The following is a 19,336-nucleotide window of genomic DNA, read 5'->3' as shown; positions in this document are numbered from 1 at the left end:
ATGTTTCAGTCTCAGAACTGATTCAGGAACCGGATGTCGTTTTCATACAGCAGCCTCATGTCGTCGATCTCATAGTTGAGAAGGGCGATCCTCTCCAGACCTACGCCGAAGGCGAAACCGCTGTATACGTCGGGATCGATGCCGCTCATCTCCAGCACGTGCGGGTGCACCATGCCGCAGCCGAGGATCTCGATCCAGCCTTCACCCTTGCAGAAACTGCAGCCTTTGCCGCCGCACTTGAAGCAGCTGACATCCATTTCCGCGCTGGGCTCGGTGAAAGGGAAATGGTGGGGACGGAAGCGGGTCCTGGTCTCTTCGCCAAACAGCTTTTTGGCAAATTCGTCCAGTGTTCCCTTCAGGTCCGCGAAAGTGATGCCCTTGTCGACTACAAGCCCCTCTACCTGGTGGAAGGTCGGGGAATGGGTAGCATCGACAGCGTCGGAGCGGTAGACTCTTCCGGGCGCGATCATGCGGATCGGGATCCGGCCGCTCTCCATCGCGTGGATCTGTGTGGAGGAGGTCTGTGTGCGCAGAAGGATATCCCCGTTGATATAGAAGGTATCCTGTTCGTCCTTTGCGGGATGGTCCGCAGGAATATTCAGTGCCTCGAAATTGTAATAATCACGCTCAACCTCAGGGCCTTCGATGACCTCGTAGCCCATACCGACAAAAATGCGTTCCATCTCCTTGAGGGCGATCACATTGGGGTGGCTGTGGCCTCTCGCCATGCGTTTGGCGGGCAGGGTGACATCAATGGTCTCCGCCGCGAGCCGCTGCTCCTGCACCTTGCGCTCGATGGTCTTCTGAGCCTTCGCGATGGCTTCTTCGATCTCCACGCGGACATCATTGACCATCTGACCGACCTTCGGACGTTCCTCCGCAGGCACATTCTTCATCCCCTTGAGGATGTCCTTGAGGCTTCCTTTCTTTCCGAGGACGCCGACGCGGATCTCATTGATCTTGTCCAGCGAATCACTCTGCTCGAGACGCTGCTGCGCCTCTTTTCTGATCTTCTCCAGTTCTTCCTTAAACATTTTCCTAAATCCTTCTTGCTGAAATAATATGCTTCTATCATTCAAGGCCTTCGGGGAGGCCTCATATGCATGAATATTATACAGATCCTCTCAGGATCCTTTCAGATCCATTCAGTGCTTTCAGATATATTCAGTACTTTCAGATCCATTCAACACTTTCCGATCCATTCAACACTTTCAGATCCATTCAACACTTTCAGATATATTCCGTATTTCTACAATCCGTGCTTTTACAATCAGTGCTTTATAATCAGCGCTTTCAGTCCATTCAGTACCTTCAGGGCACAAAAAAAACCTGAAACGCCGAACCTGCATTTTGACTCCTAGCACGCATGCCAGGTGGGTGTCCGCAGCATGTGCTTCAATCTTCCTCTGCCGGTGCAAGAGCACGGAAGGCCTGACATCGACACAGCAATATGAGAGTCCCGTTTAAAGTAATTGTAGGTTCAAAATGGCAGATGACTGGCATCTCAGGTGAGATTATTATACCACACTTACCTGCCGGATGACAACTGTTGTATAGATATTGTATAGATATGGAACAATATGTGTTACCGTACAGATCCCCTCGAAATTCGAGGCGGTTTTCGCAGCTTTTCGCGGAAAACCCGGGTTTTACGGCGAAAATCCCATCGCGAGGCGATAACAAAGCTTCGCATTGGTGGAATGGGATTTTCTCAAGCTGCAGTGCACGCCCTCGACAGGGCGTGTGCAGCAGCTAATATGTCAGCCAATATGTTTCGGTTCACCCGCCGGTCAGCATGTGACCGGTCTGGTCTGGGTGTACAGCCACTCACTCTCCTCCTGCGTCAGCAGAGGCGCGATCTCTTCATAGACCCTCGCGTGATACCGGTTGAGGACCTCTGTGGTCTGAGGGGTCAGATATGCGGGATCAATGAGCGCCGGGTCGAGCGGCACCAGGGTCAGGGGCTCAAAGCGCAGGAATCTCCCGTCGCCGTTTTTCGCCGCTTCGACGACTTCGAGGATCGTTTCGATCCGGATCCCGTACTGCCCCTCAATGTAGACACCGGGTTCGTCGGAGACGATCATACCGGGTTCCAGTACAGCCTCCTCCATGCCTCCGATAAAACGCCAGCGAATGTTCTGGGGACCCTCATGGACACTCAGAAGATATCCGATCCCGTGCCCTGTCCCGCATTTATAATCCACGAAGGTGCGCCAGAGCGGCTGCCTTGCCAGGATGTCCACATTCCGGCCGGTACAGCCGTAGAGGAAGACCGCGTCCAGAAGCTGAAGGTTTCCGACAGCAGTCAGTGTATAGTGTTTCCGCATATCCTGCGTGACAGGTCCCAGGGCCATGGTGCGCGTCACATCCGTAGTCCCGCGCAGGTATTGACCTCCGCAGTCCACAAGGAGCATCCCCTCCGGCTGCAGCTGTGCGCATTCCCCTTCTTTTGCCGTATAATGCATCATTGCGGCATTGGGCCCGTAAGCTGAGATCGTACCGAAGGACAGGTCGACATAATCGCTGATCTGCGCGCGAAGGGAATCCATTTTTGCCGCCGCGTCCATCTCGGTCAGGCTGCCGATCTTCCCGTCTTCCTTATTTTTGTGCAGCCAGAAAAGGAACCGGCAGACTGCTGCGGAGTCCTCCCGGTAACAGTCCCGGATGTTTTTCAGCTCGGCTGCGTTCTTGACTGCCTTAAAGTCCTCGACAGGGCTTCTTTTCTCCACATCAAAATGGCGCCCGGGGAATCCCGGTCTATTCCCCCTGCCTGCAGTCTGAGACATCCCGGTGATCTCCGTGCTGTCAATCAGAGCCTGACGGCCCTTTAGCACAGCTTCCCGGAGCCTGACGCTGAGCGATGCAGGATTAAAAAGGACCCGGCAGACCGCTCCCTGTTCCTGACTGTAAAGCCCGGGCTGCTCCAGATAATTGAACACATCATCATAGGGGTGGAGCTCCAGGCCGATCCGGTCCGCATAGGCCTGCACCTGGCCGGTCACGGCACTCTCCTGAATAAAGAGGACCTGATCCTTCATCGTGATGACGCCAAAGCAGAGCGAAACCGGTGTACACTCCACATCCCTGCCGCGGAGATTGAACAGCCACATCAGGTTTTCGAGCCTGTTCTCTACATAGATCCCGGCTCCCGCCCCGCGCATCTTCCCGCGAAGACGTTCCAGCTTGGAAGGAGCACTCTCCCCGGCGTATTTCTCCTCGAGGACAAATGCGGGAGCTGCCGGTCTCGCAGGCCTGTCTGTCCAGATCCCCTCCGCGGGGTCCGTGTCTGTGACAAACCGCACTCCGAACGCAGAGAGCTTTTTCTGAAACTGCCTCTTCTGCGCAACATTGACACAGCGCCCGTCAAAGCCCAGAGCGAGAGCCCGGGATTTCTCCCCATTGTCCTGTGCTTTCGCAGCCCTGCCAAACCGGTCCGCGAGCCATTGAGCTGCTGTGGGGACGCCCTCTTCTCCCTCTCTGTACAGATCCACACCGGTACCCCGGAGTTCTTTTTCCGCCTGGATAAAATACCGGCCGTCTGTCCAGAGCCCGGCTTCCTCCATGCCGACGACCAGGGTTCCGTTGGAACCGGTAAATCCGCAGAAATATGCTCTTGTCTGAAAATAGGGAGCCACATATTCCGAGTTGTGAAAGTCCGCTGTCGGGATCAGGAAATAATCGATCCCCAGGCGGGACATTTTTTCCCTCAGCAGCGACAGTCTGGACTTGATCTTACTGTTTTCCATAACACTCCTCAAGAGGACAGATTTCCATAACACTCCTTAATAGGACAGAATCAGGTTTATAACCCGAGAAATCTCCGCACTTCCTCCTTCATACCCTCCTGTCCGCACACGATGTTATGGCGTACAGGGGCGGTCCTGAGTACGTTGACGGCTTCCGGCACCGGCACACCGGCCTTTTCGCTCAGGCGGTCCGCAAGCTCGAGATCAGGCAGTTCTGCAGGCTCACCCAGGGCACGCATAACGCTGTTCTCAAATTTGAAGGGGCTTGCCGTTGATGCAATGACCGCAGGGGTGGTGTCCCCTGTCTTACTGCGGTAAGCGTCATAGACATGGACAGCGACGGCTGTGTGAGGATCGATGACATATCCGTCTGCCTCATAGAGCCTGCGGATCGCGGCAGCCGTCTCCTCCTCCGTGGCATAACCGCCTTCAAACAGGGAGAGTCCTTCCTTCATCTGATCAGTGATGGCATAAGAGCCCTTTTCACTGAGGTCCTTCATAAGAGCCGCCGTAGCTGCCGAATCGTTTCCGCTGATGTGATAGATCAGACGCTCCAGATTCGAGGAGATCAGGATGTCCATAGACGGCGAGCTGGTCAGGATGAAGTCGCGGTTCCGGTCATAGGTACCTGTAGTAAAGAAATCAAACAGGACTTTATTGGAATTGGAAGCGCACAGGAGCTTCGCGACCGGCAGCCCCATCCCTGAAGCATAATAAGCCGCCAGGATATTGCCGAAATTTCCGGTCGGGACTACGATATTGATCTTTTCCCCTTCGCGGATCACACCGTCCTTCAGGAGTCTGGTATAGGCGAAGACATAATAGACGATCTGGGGGACGAGACGTCCGATGTTGATCGAGTTGGCCGAGGAGAAGGCAAACCCTTTTTCCGCCATCTCCCCGCGCAGAGCGGCATCTCCAAAAATGCGCTTTACTTCGCTCTGTGCGTCGTCAAAATTCCCCCGGATGCCGACCACACGGGTATTGTCACCCTTCTGGGTCACCATCTGACGCTCCTGGATGGAGGAGACGCCGTCCTTGGGATAAAAGACCATGATCCGCGTGCCGGCGACATCCGCAAAGCCGGCCATGGCAGCCTTGCCGGTATCTCCGCTGGTCGCTGTCAGGATGACAACTTCCTTGTCCTCCCGGTTCTTTTTCATCGAAGTGGTCATCAGATGCGGCAGGATCTGGAGAGCCATGTCCTTGAACGCGATCGTCGGGCCATGGAAGAGTTCGAGGAGGTAAGCGCCGTCCGCATTATGCAGCGGGACGATCTCCTTCACATCGAAATTGTCCCCGTAAGCACGCTCAATGCATCCCTTCAGCTCTTCTTCCGTAAAATCGGTGAGCAGCAGCTTCATCACTTCATAGGCGACGCCGCGATAATCCATCCCTGCCAGCTCCGAAAGTGTTTTATCAAATGCCGGAATCTGTGTAGGGACAAACAGACCGCCGTCCTGGGCCAGGCCCATCAGGATCGCTTTTGAAGCAGAGACAGGCGCGCTGTCCGACCGCGTACTCTTATATAAGATCTCCTTCATACTTCCTCCTCATTGATATCTTTACCCAATGATACCTTTACCCAAAGATATCTGTACCCAATGATATCTGTAGATAATGATATCCGCGGATGATGATATCTGCAGTTAATGATATCCGTACCGTTGATATCTGCATCCGGCAGCGCGTCCCTGTAAAGAAAAAACAGAACGCCTCCCGGGGTCCGTCGCAGGACATTTTCCGGACAAACATACACTATATCATAAAACAGGGAATAACACAAAGAAAAAAACAATCAGGCCCGGCTGGACATTGGCCTGCCGGACCTGATCTTAATGCAGATCATTATACCGCGCGCATTCCAGGCACTTTTCTGCTCCAGCATTCACTTTAGTAAAGCGACAGAATAAAGTGACAGGATGAAGTGACAGGGAATGTGCCGGCTGTTATTTAAGAAACAGTTCCTTAATTCCTCTCGCGGAGAGTACCGCTGCGGTAGGCTCTCAGGAGATTCTTGAGATCTCCGATCCTCTCGCGGAGCCGGATGCCGTCGTCGGTGTCAGCGACCATGACGCGGCGGTCTTCGACCTCCACGATCTCCGTGTCGGAGTGAATATCCACGTTTTCCTCCAGGGCTTTTTCGAGACTCTCAAAAGGCTGGTGGGTCTTGAGCTTGAGTCCATGGGAGTTAAAGATCAGTGTATAGCCGGCAATGCCGGTAGTCTTCTGATAAGCCTTGCAGAAGCCGCCGTCGATGACATACAGGCAGCCTTCCGCGCGGACAGGCTTCTCTCCCTTTTTCAGATTGACCGGGGTATGGCCGTTGATGATATGGCTGCGGTCGGAGTAAAGGCCGAATTCATGCAGGATCATCTTTGCAGTTCTTTTTTCGCGGTTGAACGTGTAATAGGTGTTCCTGGGTTCCTTCCAGGTCGACTCGTCGACGATGTAGGTGCGCTCGAAGGTCTTGATGATCTTGCCGAACAAGGGGGAATTATAGCCGCACCACATATACCATAAATAGTCCACGCTGTCGGGACTGCCTGTGCTCCAGGCATAGCGGGCCACCTCATCCACCTTGTCGAGGAGGGCTTTTCCGTGTACCGGTTCGTCCCAGAAATCCACCTGTTCGAAATTTCCGTCCTCATCCAGCGGGATGCAGCCGTGGAAGAGCAGGTTTTCATTGACGCAGAGATACATGGAGCCGTGGGAAAACAGGAAGTCCATGTGATGGCGCAGGCGCACGGAATTCATGAACGCGTGGCGGAGTTCCTCCAGGACCTGCTCCTCCTCTGCGGTCAGGCGCAGGGGATCCTCCGGATCGACCGTAGGGAAGTCCTTTGTCTTCAGCGGATAGGTTACGCCCTCAATCTCCACCGTGTAGTTCTTCCAGTCTATTTTTTCAAAGAGATTGCGGTCGTCCATCCGGTACTCCGGATGGCGGTGGAGCAGCTGTCCCTCTGTCTTGAACATCAGCACGGAGATGGCCTTTTTAAGAGGGTCCATAACATCGTCCGACAGATAAGTCTTCTCCGCGAACAGCACCAGGGACCGCATGCTGATCCCGTAGCCGTTCTCCAGCACTTCATAGTTTCCATATTTGACGTTGTTATTAATACAGTTCATGATGCTGCAGAGATTGCCTGCAGCGGCGCCCATCCACAGGGCATCGTGGTTGCCCCACTGGATGTCGAGCTCATTCTTGTACTCCCTGAGCAGGTCCATGATCTTGTCCGCGTGTTCACCCCGGTCAAAGATATCGCCCAGAATGTGCAGCCTGTCTACTGTCAGACGCTTCGCCAGCTCACAGAGGGCTATGATAAAATAATCCGCGCTTTCCGTATCCAGGATGGAATCATAGATCCTGGCGTGGTAGAGCGTCCGGTTGTCATCCTCGTCCTTCTGGGCGTGCAGAAGCTCATCGATAATAAAAGCAAACTCCTCCGGCATGGCTTTTCTGACTCTGGAACGGGTGTATTTGGAGGACAGATATCTTGTCAATTCTATCAGCCGGTCAAGGATCTGCTTATACTGCTCCCGGTAGATCCTGCCCCTGGCATGCATCCGCGCCAGTTCCTCCCGGGGATAATAGATCAGGGTGCAGAGCTCCGCCTGCTCGCCCGCCGTCATCGTATCTCCAAAGACCAGCTGCACCTTCTCCCGGATCACACCGGAGCAGTTGTTCAAAATGTGTTTGAAAGCCTCATATTCTCCGTGAGGGTCACTCAGAAAATGCTCTGTCCCCTTGGGAAGGTTCATGATCGCCTGCAGGTTGATGATCTCTGCGAAGGCTGCCCGACGGTTCGGATAATCCTGGGCCAACAATTCCAGTACTTTTCTGTATTCCGATGATGTTTTCATATTCTTCTCCTGACGTCTGATTTCTTCCTGATTCCGGTCATTTTATGCCTGAGGTTATTATGTATTTACGGTCATTTTGATTCCGTAAAAAATTCATACCATATCGAAAATCCGGAACTTCCCGTCGACTCAGAAAAGTATTTATACCGCGCAAAAATCAAGAACTTCTCATCGATTCAGAAAAGAATATATACCGTGCCTTAATCCGGAACTTCTCTACGATTCAGATCAGAATGACTGACCGGGACTTGCTGCTTAATCTATTATAATATGTTCATAGATATTTACATTTGAAACCTGTTAAAGTCAAAAAAATTCCATGGAAACCTTTCATTTCATGGTCATTCCCCGGGCAGATTATTCATCCCCCGGCCGGGGTGTGAATATGAGTGACCCTCTGGGGCTGCTGACTGCATACAAGGTTCATTTACCGGAGCATACAGGAATATTGGAGTATTCCCTGCCAATATCTCCTTGCGCCATTTATTTCCTGTGGTAAACTGTTTTTTAGCTGCTCAGCTGTAATGAAAATAGATTTCCGTTTTCAAAACGATGAAAGGAACGCCATGCGCATCATCAGCAAACCTGTTGGTCTGGATACTGAGTTTTCCCTTCCCGACGTGCCTGCCGGAGCACTGGATGTCCTGTTTCTGGATATCGAGACCACCGGCATCAGCCGCGAAAAAAGCGCGGTCTATCTGATCGGCTGCATCTGCATGCAGCCGGAGGGGTGGCAGCTGACCCAGTGGTTCGACGACACAGGGACAGATGAAAAAATGCTCCTCTCTTCCTTCCTGATCTTTTGCGAAAAATACAGGTATGTGGTCAATTACAATGGCAACCGCTTTGATCTTCCCTTCCTTCGCGCGCGCATGGAGGCAAACGGTCTGCTGAAGGAAGGATCCGCCGCCTCTTCCTTTTTGTCGATGGAATCCGTCGATCTGTACGGCTACATCGCTCCCTACCGGCATCTTCTGGGCCTGCCGGACTACCGGCAGCAGACTGTGGAGTTCTGTATCGGGACCGGGCGCACAGAAAATGAAGACGGAAAAGCGATGATCGACGCCTACAAAAAATACCTTCTCCTCCCCTCGAGGGAAATGCTGGACCGCCTGGTCGGGCATAACGCCGCCAACGTGGAGGGGCTCCTGGGGCTTTTGTCCCTCTCCGCCTTTTCCCGCCTGGAAGAGATGAATGTGACTGTCACCCGGGCCCAGGCCAACTACTACACTGACCACGAGGGAAAGCAGGCGGAGGAACTCCTCGTTCGCTTTTCACTGGATTTCCTTCTCCCTGCCCGGATCTATGCCGGCGCGGACCACTGCTATCTCAAGATCGAGGGAGAAAACGGCGTGCTCAAGATCCCGCTCTACACCGAGGAAATGAAGTATTTTTACGCCAATTACAAAGACTACTACTATCTGCCTGCGGAAGACATGGCGATCCACAAATATATTGCCTCCTTTGTGGCTCCGGACCGGCGCATCCAGGCCAGGCCGGAGACCTGCTATACCCGCAAAACCGCCTCCTATCTGCCCCAGTGGGACCTCTACCGCACTCCTTTTTTCAAACGCGGTTTTGAGGACAAGGATATCTTTTTCGAGTTCTCCGACGACATGAAAAAAGACCGCGCAGCCCTCTCAGACTATGCGGACTATGTACTGCGGCATATTATTTTCCGGAAGCCGTGATTCTCCGGTACAGCTGCGTTTTCTTCCCTGCTCTCAGACTGAAATCCGTTTCAGACTGTACAGTTAATGCCACCGTACAGACCGTCCCCTGTCTCCCTCCCCTGCCTCCCTACAGGCAGGTCTGTTACCAGTTAAATGGTTACTTTTCAGACCGGCACGAAATTCGAGGAGTTTTTCGCGCGCTTTTCGCGAAAAACCCGAGTTTTATGACGAAAATCCCCATCGCGCGGCGATAACAAAGCTTCGCATTGTTGGAATGGGATTTTCGCACGTTACTATACACGCCCTCAATAGGGCGTGTGTAGTTACGTTAAAGTTACAGTACAGACTCCCTCGAAACTCGAGGTGTTTTTCGCGGCTTTTTCGCGAAAAACCCGAGTTTTACGGCGAAAATCCCATCGCGAAGCGATTTGGAATGGGATTTTCGCAAGCTACAGTACACGCCCTCGATAGGGCGTGTACTGTAGCACGTTAAATGATTAACAGAGCCTCACTTTTGTATAAAAATTGACATTTTTCTAATTTCATTGTAGAATTTAGGTAAGTTGCGAGACAATTAATCAGGCTGATTGCCGTCGCGACATGGGAAAATGTGTTACATGAAGATGTGTTATCAAACAGTACTTTCTGAGTACGGACACAGTATGTATGGTTATTAAGAAGATTGTTCATAAGCCTGATTTATGGACAGGATCCTGTCCGGCTGCGTCCTTAAAAAACGCGGCCGGGCAGCAGATAACCTGCAGCGGCGCGGAACGTTGCTTCTTCGGCTGCAAGTTTTCATTGATTGCAGGCAGACATATTTTATCCAGAGGGAGGTAACGCAATGGGGAACAAGATCATCACAATCAGCAGAGAGTATGGTTCAGGAGGCCGCCAGATCGGAGAGGAGCTGGCCAAGCGGCTGGGAATCGATTTCTATGACAAGGAAATCATCACCATGCTCGCACAGGAAAGCGGTCTTGATGAGCAGACGATCAAGAATTGGGCAGAAAAAGAAGTATCCGGTTATTTCTACGGCATCAACGCCGCCAGAGGCATCATCCCGATTCCGGATCGTATTTTCGGCGCCCGCAGAAAAGTCCTCAATGACATCGCCGACAAGGGAAGCTGTGTCATCGTAGGCAGCTGCGGAGACTATATCCTGAAAGACCGCGACAACATCAAGAAATTCTTCATTTACGCTCCGAAGGAGGCGCGCGCAAAACGTGCGCTGGAAGTCTACGGCGACGATCTGGCTGCATTCCCGAACCTGATCAAGCGTAAAGATCAGGAACGCAGAGATTACTACAACCACTTCACAAGCTATAAATTCGGTGATTACAGAAATTACGACGCCTGCTTCAATTCCGAGATGGGCATTGACAGGGTCGTCGATATCATAGAGTTTATGGTCAAAGACGACTGAGCGTACTTCCTCTGATTCCTGAACGAGGACAGGGATTCCCGGTCTGCAGGCAGGGACTCCCGAAATGTGTATTAATCAGCATTGATATTAATATGGATCAAATAGAAAGCCCCGCCGGTACAGATCAGGTATCCGGCGGGGCTTTTTATTCTTCATTTTCTTCATCGCGCAAGACCCGTGGCTTCAGTCGTGGGATACGCGCGCAAAAAGGGAAACCTGCTTCATCAAGGGAAACCTGCTTCATCGCGTAAGACTCGGAGGCGGGTCCTGGATCAGTATCTGTACTCCTTCTGCATCCTTTTGTGAAGGATCCCGTAGGCACGGTACCGGGTCAGCAGTAAGATATTCAGGATCTTGCTGGTACGCCTCAGTTCCTTGTAAATGAGCGGCTGTTCCCTCTTCAAGTAGTCAAGGAAATTGATGAGCTCCTGTTTGTGGAGATTGGACTGAGAGATCACAAGGTAGACCTTGATCTGCAGGAAGGTGCGCAGGACAAAATAGTTAAAAATGTAGGTGTCCTTTGCTGTCTTCTTCAGCCCGACATCCGGGTATACCGTATAGAGCCTTTTCAAAACCACGGTCTGGTCATTGTAGTGTTTTTCCAGGCCCTCCGGACTGACGCTCTGTTCCCCCCGGCCGATCCTGTAGCAGTAGACTACCTGGGGGAAGATCCGGACAGTATCCACCCAGGGCAGGGGAAGGAGATCGTATTCCTGGTCTGTGTAGAAGCAGTGCTCTGTCAGCCGGATGTTGTTCTCCTGCAGGATCCTGGTCCTGTAGGTGACGGCATGCATGGTAAACCAGTCATGGCAGCCCAGATCATCGAAGCGCACCACTTTCTCACTGATATCCTCCGCTTCGTCCCGGACCTCCTCGTGCCCGTCCTCCTCAAAGACCCTCTTGAATCGGGCAATGACCATATCCTCCTGAGCATCTGTAAGCTCGTCTACAAAAGCTGTAAGCCCTTCTCTGTCAAACCAGTCATCCCCGTCCAGCAGGCGGAAATATTTCCCCCGCGCGGCCCGGATCGAGGCATTTACAGTGGATCCGTAGCCTCCGTTTTCCTTGTCGATCACGCGGAAGGTCTCAGGATATTTTTCCTCATATTCCTTCGCGATCTCCAGAGTGTGGTCTGTGGAACCGTCGTTTACGACGATCACTTCCAGCCTGTCCATGATCTCCGGGATACAGCAGGAGTCCAGGGCTCTTTTGATGTAGTTTTCGACATTGTAGGAGGCGATCGATACGCTCAGTATTTTTTCCATAGAATTGATTCTCCCAGGTGGTTGTCTGCGGTTTCAGAGAAAGGTATTACAGGTTCCTTGTTTCACGGCTGCATCGATTTAATCATTCTCCGATACGCCTCCGCAAGGCCGCAGGAGGGGTGCCATCCCAGCGTGCGAAGCTTTGAAGTGTCCAGATTCATGTGGAGGGTGGGGGCATAGCCGAACACCGAGGGATCCCTGTCCGCCTCGATCCGGACTTTGATCTTTCCCTCCGCGCATTCCCGGGCAGCCAGATCCGCCATCTCCCTGATACTGCAGTAGGTCTCTTCATTGGCGGCATTATACGCCTCTCCGTCGCTGCCCCGGAGCAGGACGGTCAGGATCGCGGAGACCGCGTCTGCGGTATAGAGGTAAGAACGGCAGGTCAGTCCTTCTGTCTTCAGGACGATGTCCCGGCCTTCGATAACACAGCGGGCAAACTCCGCAAAGACGCGGCCGTCGTCATAGCGCACTCCCGGTCCGAAGGTCTGGGTCAGGCGCAGGACGCGGACAGGGACACCGTACTCCTTCTGCCAGGAAGCGCAGAGGACCTCGCACAGTCTCTTGGATTCGGGGTAACAGCTTCTTGGATGCATGGTGTCCAGATTTGTCCCGTGTTTTTCATCGATCTTTTCATCATCGACGGGAGCTCCGTATACCTCCATCGTGGACAGGTAAACAAAGCACTGCACCTCATTTTGGCGGGCAAATTCCAGGGCGCTCCTCGTTCCGTTCACAGCGGTAAAAATCGTTTCCACAGGCTGTTCGACAAAGGCCCTGCTGGATGTCTGGCTCGCCGCATGGATCATGTAGTCGACTTTGCGTTCAGCCTTCTTTGTGTGCAGGGATGCAATATCGCAGACCAGGTAAGTGAGATTGCCGCTGGCAAAGCCCTCGAAGAGGCGGTCTGCCTTCTCCCTGTCCCGGACACAGGCGATGACATGGATCTTTTTTTCAGGTCCCTCTCCGGCTCCGTACTGCAGAAGTACCCTGGTCAGAGTCTGCCCGATCAGACCGGTCGCGCCGGTAATGAGGACAGTCTTTCCACAAAGCTCCTTCAGGAGGGGGAGTTTCAGTGTCCTTTCAATATCTTCTATAAGAACAGTATTAAGAACAGTATTCGCTTCAGTAGTTTTCACTGCAGTATTTTCCGTCAAATCCATAACGATCTCCTGGAAATGTGCCCCGGATTCCGATATGCGAATAAAAGGGGAGACAAAGCCGCCTTCATTCATCTGCCCGCGTCAGGTACGCGTGAGCCGGATCCGAAAGGAAAAGGCCGGAACCCGCAGGGATTCCGGCCCGAAAATCAGAATCATTCAGGTGCCTGTAAACACACTCTGCACAATCAGATTATTCCGTGTCGCTTTTTTCGGAACCATAAGATCCCGGAAAATTATTCAGCGTCCTCTTTATCTCTCTGAGCATTCACAAAAGCGTCGACATCAACGGTCTCGGTGTCAGCATCGGCATTTGCGCGCTCAGCAGCACGTCTCTCACGCTCCTTGTCGATGAGGAGCTGTTTGACGCTCAGGCTGATCTTGTTGCTGTCTTCGTTGAAGTCCACGATCTTGGCTGTGACTTCCTGTCCGGTCTTGAGGACATCCGAAGGCTTGTCGATGTGCTCGCGGGCGATCTGGGAGACATGAAGCAGGGCATCGATGCCGGGCTCAAGCTCAACAAACGCGCCAAAATCGGTCATCCTGGCAACTTTGCCGGTGACGATCGTGCCGGCTGCATACTTCTCAGCAGCACCGACCCAGGGATTCTCCTCCGGGAACTTCAGGGAAAGGGCGATCTTTGTTCCCTGGATGTCCTTGATCAGGACGCGGAGCTGCTCGCCGACCTTGAAGACCTTCTTGGGATTCTCGACGCGGCCCCAGCTCATCTCGGAAATGTGCAGCAGTCCGTCTGCACCGCCCAGATCGATGAAAGCACCGAAATCTGTGATATTCTTGACAGTACCCTCGACTGTATCGCCGGGGTGGATGGTCTCGAAGAGCTTACGCTGCATTTCCTGGCGCTTTGCAACGAGAAGCTGCTTGCGGTCACCAATATATCTGCGCCTGTGCGGATTGTACTCGGTGATCACGAACTCAATATCCTGTCCGAGATACTTGCTCAGGTCTCTCTCATAAGTATCGGAGACAAGGCTTGCAGGGATGAATACTCTGACTTCCTCAACAACAACGCTCAGACCGCCGGAAAGGACCTGTGTGACCTTGGCAGTGAGAACTTCCTTGTTGTTGTACGCTTCCTCAATGCGCTTGTTGCCGCGGTCTGCCGCGAGGCGCTTGTAGGAAAGGACGACCTGGCCGTCTCCGTCATTCACTTTCAGAATCTTGACTTCAAGTTTGTCGCCTACGTGCAGGACTTCTGTGAGATCAACAGAATGATCGTTCGTGTACTCATTCCTGGTGAGAATGCCGTCCGACTTTGCGCCGATATTCAGGATCGCCTCATCGGGCTTGACGTCGATGATCTGTCCCTCGACTACCTCTCCGGTGTGAATGGTCTTGAACGATTCGTCCAACATTTGTTCAAAGGTCTGCTCTGACATGGTTATAAACCTCCTCAATGATATTCTTTGGGGTCGAAGCCCCCGCGGTAATGCCTATCACCTTTTCTGCACCAGTCAGAGTAAGATGTAAGTCGTTCCACGTTTGTATGAAATGGGTGTTCGGGCACTCCTTTCTGCAGATCTCGTAAAGCTTTGCCGAATTGGAGCTGCTCCGGTCTCCGATTACAATCATAATGTCCGCGCGGCCGGCAATGGCCTTTGCTTCCGACTGCCGCTCGTGCGTCGCATTACAGATTGTATTCACACAAAGAACATTGTACCTATTTTTCTTCAAAATATCAACTAAATCTTTAAATTTATTTGCGTTAAAAGTGGTCTGAGCCACTACGCAGATCTCCGCTTCCTCGGGAGCCTCAAATTCAGCAGCTTCCTGTGCTGTCTGGATGACCGTGACGGGTGTCGAGGACCACCCCATGATCCCCATCACCTCCGGATGGACGGGGTTTCCGATGATGACGATCTTTTTTCCCTCCGCGCTCGCTGCTTCCACAGTCCTGTGGATCCTCTTGACAAAGGGGCAGGTGGCGTCTATGCACCTGAGCCCGCTCTCCCTGATCAGGGTATCGATCTCTCTTGACACGCCATGGGACCGGATGATGACCGTCCCCCGCTTCAGGGAACTGATCTCCTCGGCCGATTCGACGACATGGACTCCGCGCTTTTCCAGATCGGCAACCACTTCTGTGTTGTGGATGATGGGGCCGTAGGTATAAATGTCGCCTCCCCTGTCCGTCTCGTCATATACTTTGCTGACCGCGCGCTGCACTCCAAAGCAGAACCCCGCGCTGCGGGCAAGGATGATTTCAGGTTTGCTCAAATGTCTGTTCCTTTCAAATAATCAGATCAAATAATGATCAGATCAAATAATAATCAAATCAATAATAATCAGATCAATAATGATCAGATCAAATAACGTAAATCAAATGATCAGGAGACGGGGTTCATACCCGGCTGTGGACGATCTTCAGGATATACTCGGCCACTTCTTCTATGGTCATGGCGGAGCTGTCCACCAGAACAGCGTCATCCGCGATCCTCAGGGGGGAGACCTCCCGGGTCATATCCCTGTTGTCCCGCTCCTCAATCTCCCGGGCGATCTCCTCAAAGACCGGATCCTCTCCTTTTTCCTTCAGTTCCAGCCAGCGGCGTCTTGCCCTGACGTCCACACTGGCTGTCAGGTAGATCTTGACCTGAGCGTCCGGAAGGACCACCGTCCCGATATCCCGGCCGTCCATGACAACGTTCTGCTTTTTTCCGAGCTCCTGCTGGAGCTGTACCAGTCTTGTCCTCACCTGCGGGACTGCGCTGCTTTTGGAGGCCATTTCGCTGACCTCCCTGGTGCGGAGAAGGGGGTTCACGTTTTCACCGCCGAGCAGGACGACCTGTTCGCCGTCAATATACTCGATCGAGATTTCCGCCCCTGAACAGGATTCGGCGATTTTCTCTGTATCCTCGGCGCTGATCCCGAGGCGGTGCAGATAGAGCGCCATAGCCCTGTACATAGCACCTGTATCCACATAAATATAGGACAATTCTTTTGCCACTCTCTTTGCGATGGTGCTCTTTCCGGCCCCTGCCGGTCCATCGATCGCGATGTTTATCATAATGCAGGCCTCCTTGTCGGTATCTTATTTGGTAGTATGGCGGTGCTCCACGGTCAGGATCCCGATGCCGGGAGCTTTCATTTTGGACAGGTCAAGGCTCCCGTTTGAACGAAGCGGCCAGACCTTCCCCCCGATCCAGGTTTTTCCGGTTGCCATGGTGCCGTTTTTCAGGAAATAGTACACCTTGCCGTCGATCATCTGCCAGCCCAGCTGCCGGACTCCGACCCGGCTCATGAAGTACATTTTGCCATTGAGCTTGAGCCAGCCCTCGTGACGGTAGCCGTTATTGGTAAAATAATAGGTACTGGAGCCGATCGTCTTCCATCCGCCCGCCAGCCATTTTCCTTTTTTCGTCCGGTATCTCCAGCCTTTGGAATCCTTCACCCAGCCGTTATAGGTTTTTGAGGGATCAGCAGCTGTTCCAGTCACCAGCTTTGTCCCGGAAAAAAGCATCCGCTTGTCCAGATGAAGACTCTGTGCGTCATTATAGACCAGCGTCTGGGTGCGGATCTTTCCGTTCCAGTCGTTGCGGACCTGAATACTCTTTTTCTTGATGTGGCGTTCCGCGCTGACAGTGATCGTATTGAACTGCACCTTGTAGGTGATGGTTCCATTGTAGCGGTTTCCCAGTATATTATACTTGGGCGCGAGCTTTCTCATGGTCGCCGACACATCGGCGGCAGCGCCGAATCTCCTGTACTCGGGATCTGAACCATTCTTTTTATAGGCGTAGTAGACATAACAGGGATTGACCGCCCTGAGGAAGGCCTCTGTATTGGCGCTCCAGATCCCGTGGTGGTTGAGCTTGAAAATATCGGCGGAAAGGTCCGCGCCCGAGGCAAGCAGGTCTCTCTCAGTGGAGCACTCAATATCTCCGGCGGTGAGAAAGCTCCGTTTCCGGAAGGTAAATTTCGTCACCAGTGAGCTGTTGTTGATATATCCTGTACCGGTCACATCGTAGGGGTCAAAGACCTCCACCGGCCGCTGGTTGCGGTCCCAGAGAACTTTGGCGTTCACGGCCCCGATCGAGAAGGTGTCACCCTTCCTGAGTCCTTTGACCGGGATCTTTTTGCGGCGGGCTGCCGCGAGGATCTTGTTGTAATAGTTCACCGCATTTTTGCATGCGTCGTAAAACTTTCTTCTGTGGTTTTTGCTGTAGCTGGTCAGATAGTGCTTTGCACTGTCGGGGTTGGCCAGATAGACCTTTTTCAGCTTAAACCAGGAATCACCTATGATACTGGCGGCATAGTAACAGTGGTCTTCGTGAAAATGAGAGATATACAGGCTCAGATTCCTTATACCTTTCTTTTTCAGATATTTGATGACTGTATTGTTGGGATCTCTGGCTCCGGTGTCGATGAGCAGATATTGTCCGCCTGATTCCAGAAGTGTCGCGTCCCCGTAGACAGAACTGCCTGAGCCGTAATCGATCACGGTAATCTTCATGTAGGGTTCAGCTGCCTTTGCGGATACTGTTCCGGCCTGTACCGTCTTAATAAAGAGGCTGCAGGGATCCGCCGGCAGGTCCGCCCCGGAGGCCAGACAGCCGGCGGCTGTCCCGATCAGCCCTGTCACGATCATAAATCCCGTCACAAACGCAGTGCAAAGCCCTGTGCGGGCACTCTTTCCTCCTCTGCGCTCAGACTCTGTCCTGTGGCTTTTCTTTTTCATCTTTTTCTCAGTTAACAATCTCATATTTCCTCTCTGATCATAATTTTTGCCTGGTAATGAGACCATGCGCAGACGAAAATGACGACAGCAGCTGGGGCCCGCCCCCGTTTCTCAGGATTCCACCGGGATACTGCTGCCTGCCAGATGGCCTGTCGACCAGGCGATCTGGAGATTGAATCCGCCGGTGTGCGCGTCCACATCCAGGATCTCTCCGGCAATATACAATCCTGCGATCTTTTTCGCCTCCATCGTGGAAGGGTTGATCTCTTTTACACTGATCCCCCCTCTTGTGATGATCGCCTCTGTATACCCCCTGGTGCCGGTCACCGTGACAGGGATGTTTTTAATCAGGCTGGCGAGCTCCCTGATCCTGGAAGGAGAAAAGGCGGCAGCCCGCTGTTCAGACCCGAAGCCGGAGAGCTCTGTCACGGCCTCTGCGAGACGGGCAGGAAACAGGGGCCTGATCGCGGCGGGCAGGTGTTTTCCGGGTGAAGCGGCAAACTCTCTGGCGATCCTCTCCTCCAGCTGCTGCTGTGACAGGGCAGGCTTGAGATCCAGGAAGAGGCGGAACCCCTCCGGATATTTCTCAAAGTCACAGCTGCAGGATGCCGTGAGAATGATCGGTCCGCTCAGGCCGAAATGGGTAAAGAGCAGCTCCCCGAAAGCTTCGTAGACAGGCTTCGCCTTTTTTCTGCCCTGCGGAGCTTCCCCGCCTTCCGTTTCACTGGTCTTTTCCAGAGGAAAGATCCGCACGGAGACATTTTTAAGGGCAAGACCCTGCAGGTCCCGACACCACTGGTCCCGGGTCTCGAAGGGGACAAGGGAGGGGGCTGTCGGAGTTGTCTTCAGGCCGAGCCGCCGGGCGATTTTCAGACCGTCCCCGGTCGAGCCTGTCGACGGATAGGACAGGCCGCCGGTGCACAGGATCACCGCATCCGCCGGGATCATCTTCCCGTTCTTCAGACGCACTCCCCGCACACAGAGGTCAGGACCCTTTTTCCTGCTCCGGGGATCATTATGTTTCCCGTCCCCTGCTTCTGTGCCCGATCCGCCCTCCGGAAACAGATCTTCTGTCAGAATATCCTCTACAGGCGAATGGCAGCATATATCCACATCGTGCTTCTTCAAAAACCTGACAAGAGCCGCCGTCACATCGGAGGCGTGATCAGAGACGGGAAAAACACGGCTGCCGCGCTCCACTTTGACCGCACATCCGTTTTTTTCAAAGAAGTCCTTGACCATCCCGTGGTCAAAGCCATAGACGGCGCTGTACAAAAACTTGGGGTTTCGCACAACATGGCTGAAAAACTCCTCCGTGTCACAATCATTGGTCAGATTGCATCTTCCCTTCCCGGTGATATAGATCTTTTTTCCCGCCTTTTCATTTTTTTCCAGCACGATCACCCTGTGCCCTTTTTCCGCCGCCGCAGCGGCGGCCATCAGCCCGGCCGCGCCGGCACCGATTACAATGACTGTTTTTTCCATCCGGTCACTTCCATGATATTT

13 protein-coding genes and 1 other RNA gene are annotated in these 19,336 nt (G+C 53.0%); 2 read left to right on the top strand and 12 right to left on the bottom strand.

The window, feature by feature from the left end; all coding sequences use genetic code 11:
- Nucleotides 1-11: 11 nt before the first annotated feature.
- The 5 genes from pheS to BLT02_RS06810 form a co-directional block, all read right to left on the bottom strand.
- On the bottom strand, nt 12-1,034 hold the full coding sequence (pheS, locus tag BLT02_RS06840) for a phenylalanine--tRNA ligase subunit alpha (protein WP_092992890.1): 1,023 nt from the start codon (nt 1,032-1,034) through the stop codon (nt 12-14).
- A gap of 288 nt (nt 1,035-1,322) precedes the next feature.
- Nucleotides 1,323-1,514: non-coding RNA, 6S RNA (ssrS, locus tag BLT02_RS06830), on the bottom strand.
- Nucleotides 1,515-1,790: 276 nt separating this feature from the next.
- The gene (locus tag BLT02_RS06825) at nt 1,791-3,746 is read right to left on the bottom strand and encodes an aminopeptidase P family protein (protein ID WP_092992886.1); all 1,956 of its coding nucleotides are present in this window, start codon (nt 3,744-3,746) and stop codon (nt 1,791-1,793) included.
- 56 nt (nt 3,747-3,802) lie between these two features.
- Nucleotides 3,803-5,290 carry a threonine synthase gene (gene thrC / locus BLT02_RS06820; RefSeq protein ID WP_092992884.1) on the bottom strand — a complete coding sequence of 496 codons (1,488 nt, stop codon included), beginning with the start codon at nt 5,288-5,290 and terminating at the stop codon, nt 3,803-3,805.
- 424 nt (nt 5,291-5,714) lie between these two features.
- Complete coding sequence (locus BLT02_RS06810; RefSeq protein WP_092992880.1) at nt 5,715-7,610, bottom strand: fructose-1,6-bisphosphatase; 1,896 nt, start codon at nt 7,608-7,610, stop codon at nt 5,715-5,717.
- A 566-nt stretch (nt 7,611-8,176) separates the two neighbouring features.
- On the opposite strand from BLT02_RS06810, the gene BLT02_RS06805 reads away from it, so the two are divergent.
- Nucleotides 8,177-9,301: a ribonuclease H-like domain-containing protein gene (locus BLT02_RS06805; protein ID WP_175453729.1), complete on the top strand. Its 1,125-nt coding sequence runs from the start codon at nt 8,177-8,179 to the stop codon at nt 9,299-9,301.
- 826 nt (nt 9,302-10,127) lie between these two features.
- Nucleotides 10,128-10,709 (top strand): cytidylate kinase-like family protein, encoded by a 582-nt coding sequence (locus BLT02_RS06800; RefSeq protein ID WP_092992876.1) that lies wholly within the window; start codon nt 10,128-10,130, stop codon nt 10,707-10,709.
- A gap of 272 nt (nt 10,710-10,981) precedes the next feature.
- On the opposite strand, the gene BLT02_RS06795 is transcribed toward BLT02_RS06800, so the two are convergent.
- From BLT02_RS06795 to BLT02_RS06765, 7 genes are all read right to left on the bottom strand, one after another.
- On the bottom strand, nt 10,982-11,974 hold the full coding sequence (locus tag BLT02_RS06795) for a glycosyltransferase family 2 protein (protein ID WP_092992874.1): 993 nt from the start codon (nt 11,972-11,974) through the stop codon (nt 10,982-10,984).
- Nucleotides 11,975-12,036: 62 nt separating this feature from the next.
- Nucleotides 12,037-13,137, bottom strand: coding sequence for an NAD-dependent epimerase/dehydratase family protein (locus tag BLT02_RS06790; protein ID WP_092992872.1), 1,101 nt, complete (start codon nt 13,135-13,137; stop codon nt 12,037-12,039).
- Nucleotides 13,138-13,370: 233 nt separating this feature from the next.
- Complete coding sequence (rpsA, locus tag BLT02_RS06785; RefSeq protein ID WP_092992870.1) at nt 13,371-14,534, bottom strand: 30S ribosomal protein S1; 1,164 nt, start codon at nt 14,532-14,534, stop codon at nt 13,371-13,373.
- Entirely contained in the window at nt 14,515-15,372 is an 858-nt protein-coding gene (ispH, locus tag BLT02_RS06780) for a 4-hydroxy-3-methylbut-2-enyl diphosphate reductase (RefSeq protein WP_092992868.1), read from the bottom strand. Before ispH ends, rpsA begins: the two co-directional genes overlap by 20 nt.
- A gap of 124 nt (nt 15,373-15,496) precedes the next feature.
- Nucleotides 15,497-16,162, bottom strand: coding sequence for a (d)CMP kinase (gene cmk, locus BLT02_RS06775; RefSeq protein ID WP_092992866.1), 666 nt, complete (start codon nt 16,160-16,162; stop codon nt 15,497-15,499).
- 21 nt (nt 16,163-16,183) lie between these two features.
- Nucleotides 16,184-17,854 carry an MBL fold metallo-hydrolase gene (locus tag BLT02_RS06770; protein WP_175453728.1) on the bottom strand — a complete coding sequence of 557 codons (1,671 nt, stop codon included), beginning with the start codon at nt 17,852-17,854 and terminating at the stop codon, nt 16,184-16,186.
- Between the two features lie 87 nt (nt 17,855-17,941).
- Nucleotides 17,942-19,315: a BaiN/RdsA family NAD(P)/FAD-dependent oxidoreductase gene (locus BLT02_RS06765; RefSeq protein WP_092992862.1), complete on the bottom strand. Its 1,374-nt coding sequence runs from the start codon at nt 19,313-19,315 to the stop codon at nt 17,942-17,944.
- Between the last annotated feature and the right edge of the window lie 21 nt (nt 19,316-19,336).

The sequence above is a fragment of the Sarcina sp. DSM 11001 genome (assembly GCF_900101015.1).
In the GTDB taxonomy this organism is placed as follows: domain Bacteria; phylum Bacillota; class Clostridia; order Lachnospirales; family Lachnospiraceae; genus CAG-791.
Note: the sequence above shows the minus strand (reverse complement) of the source record. Positions and strands in the feature narration are given on the sequence as shown.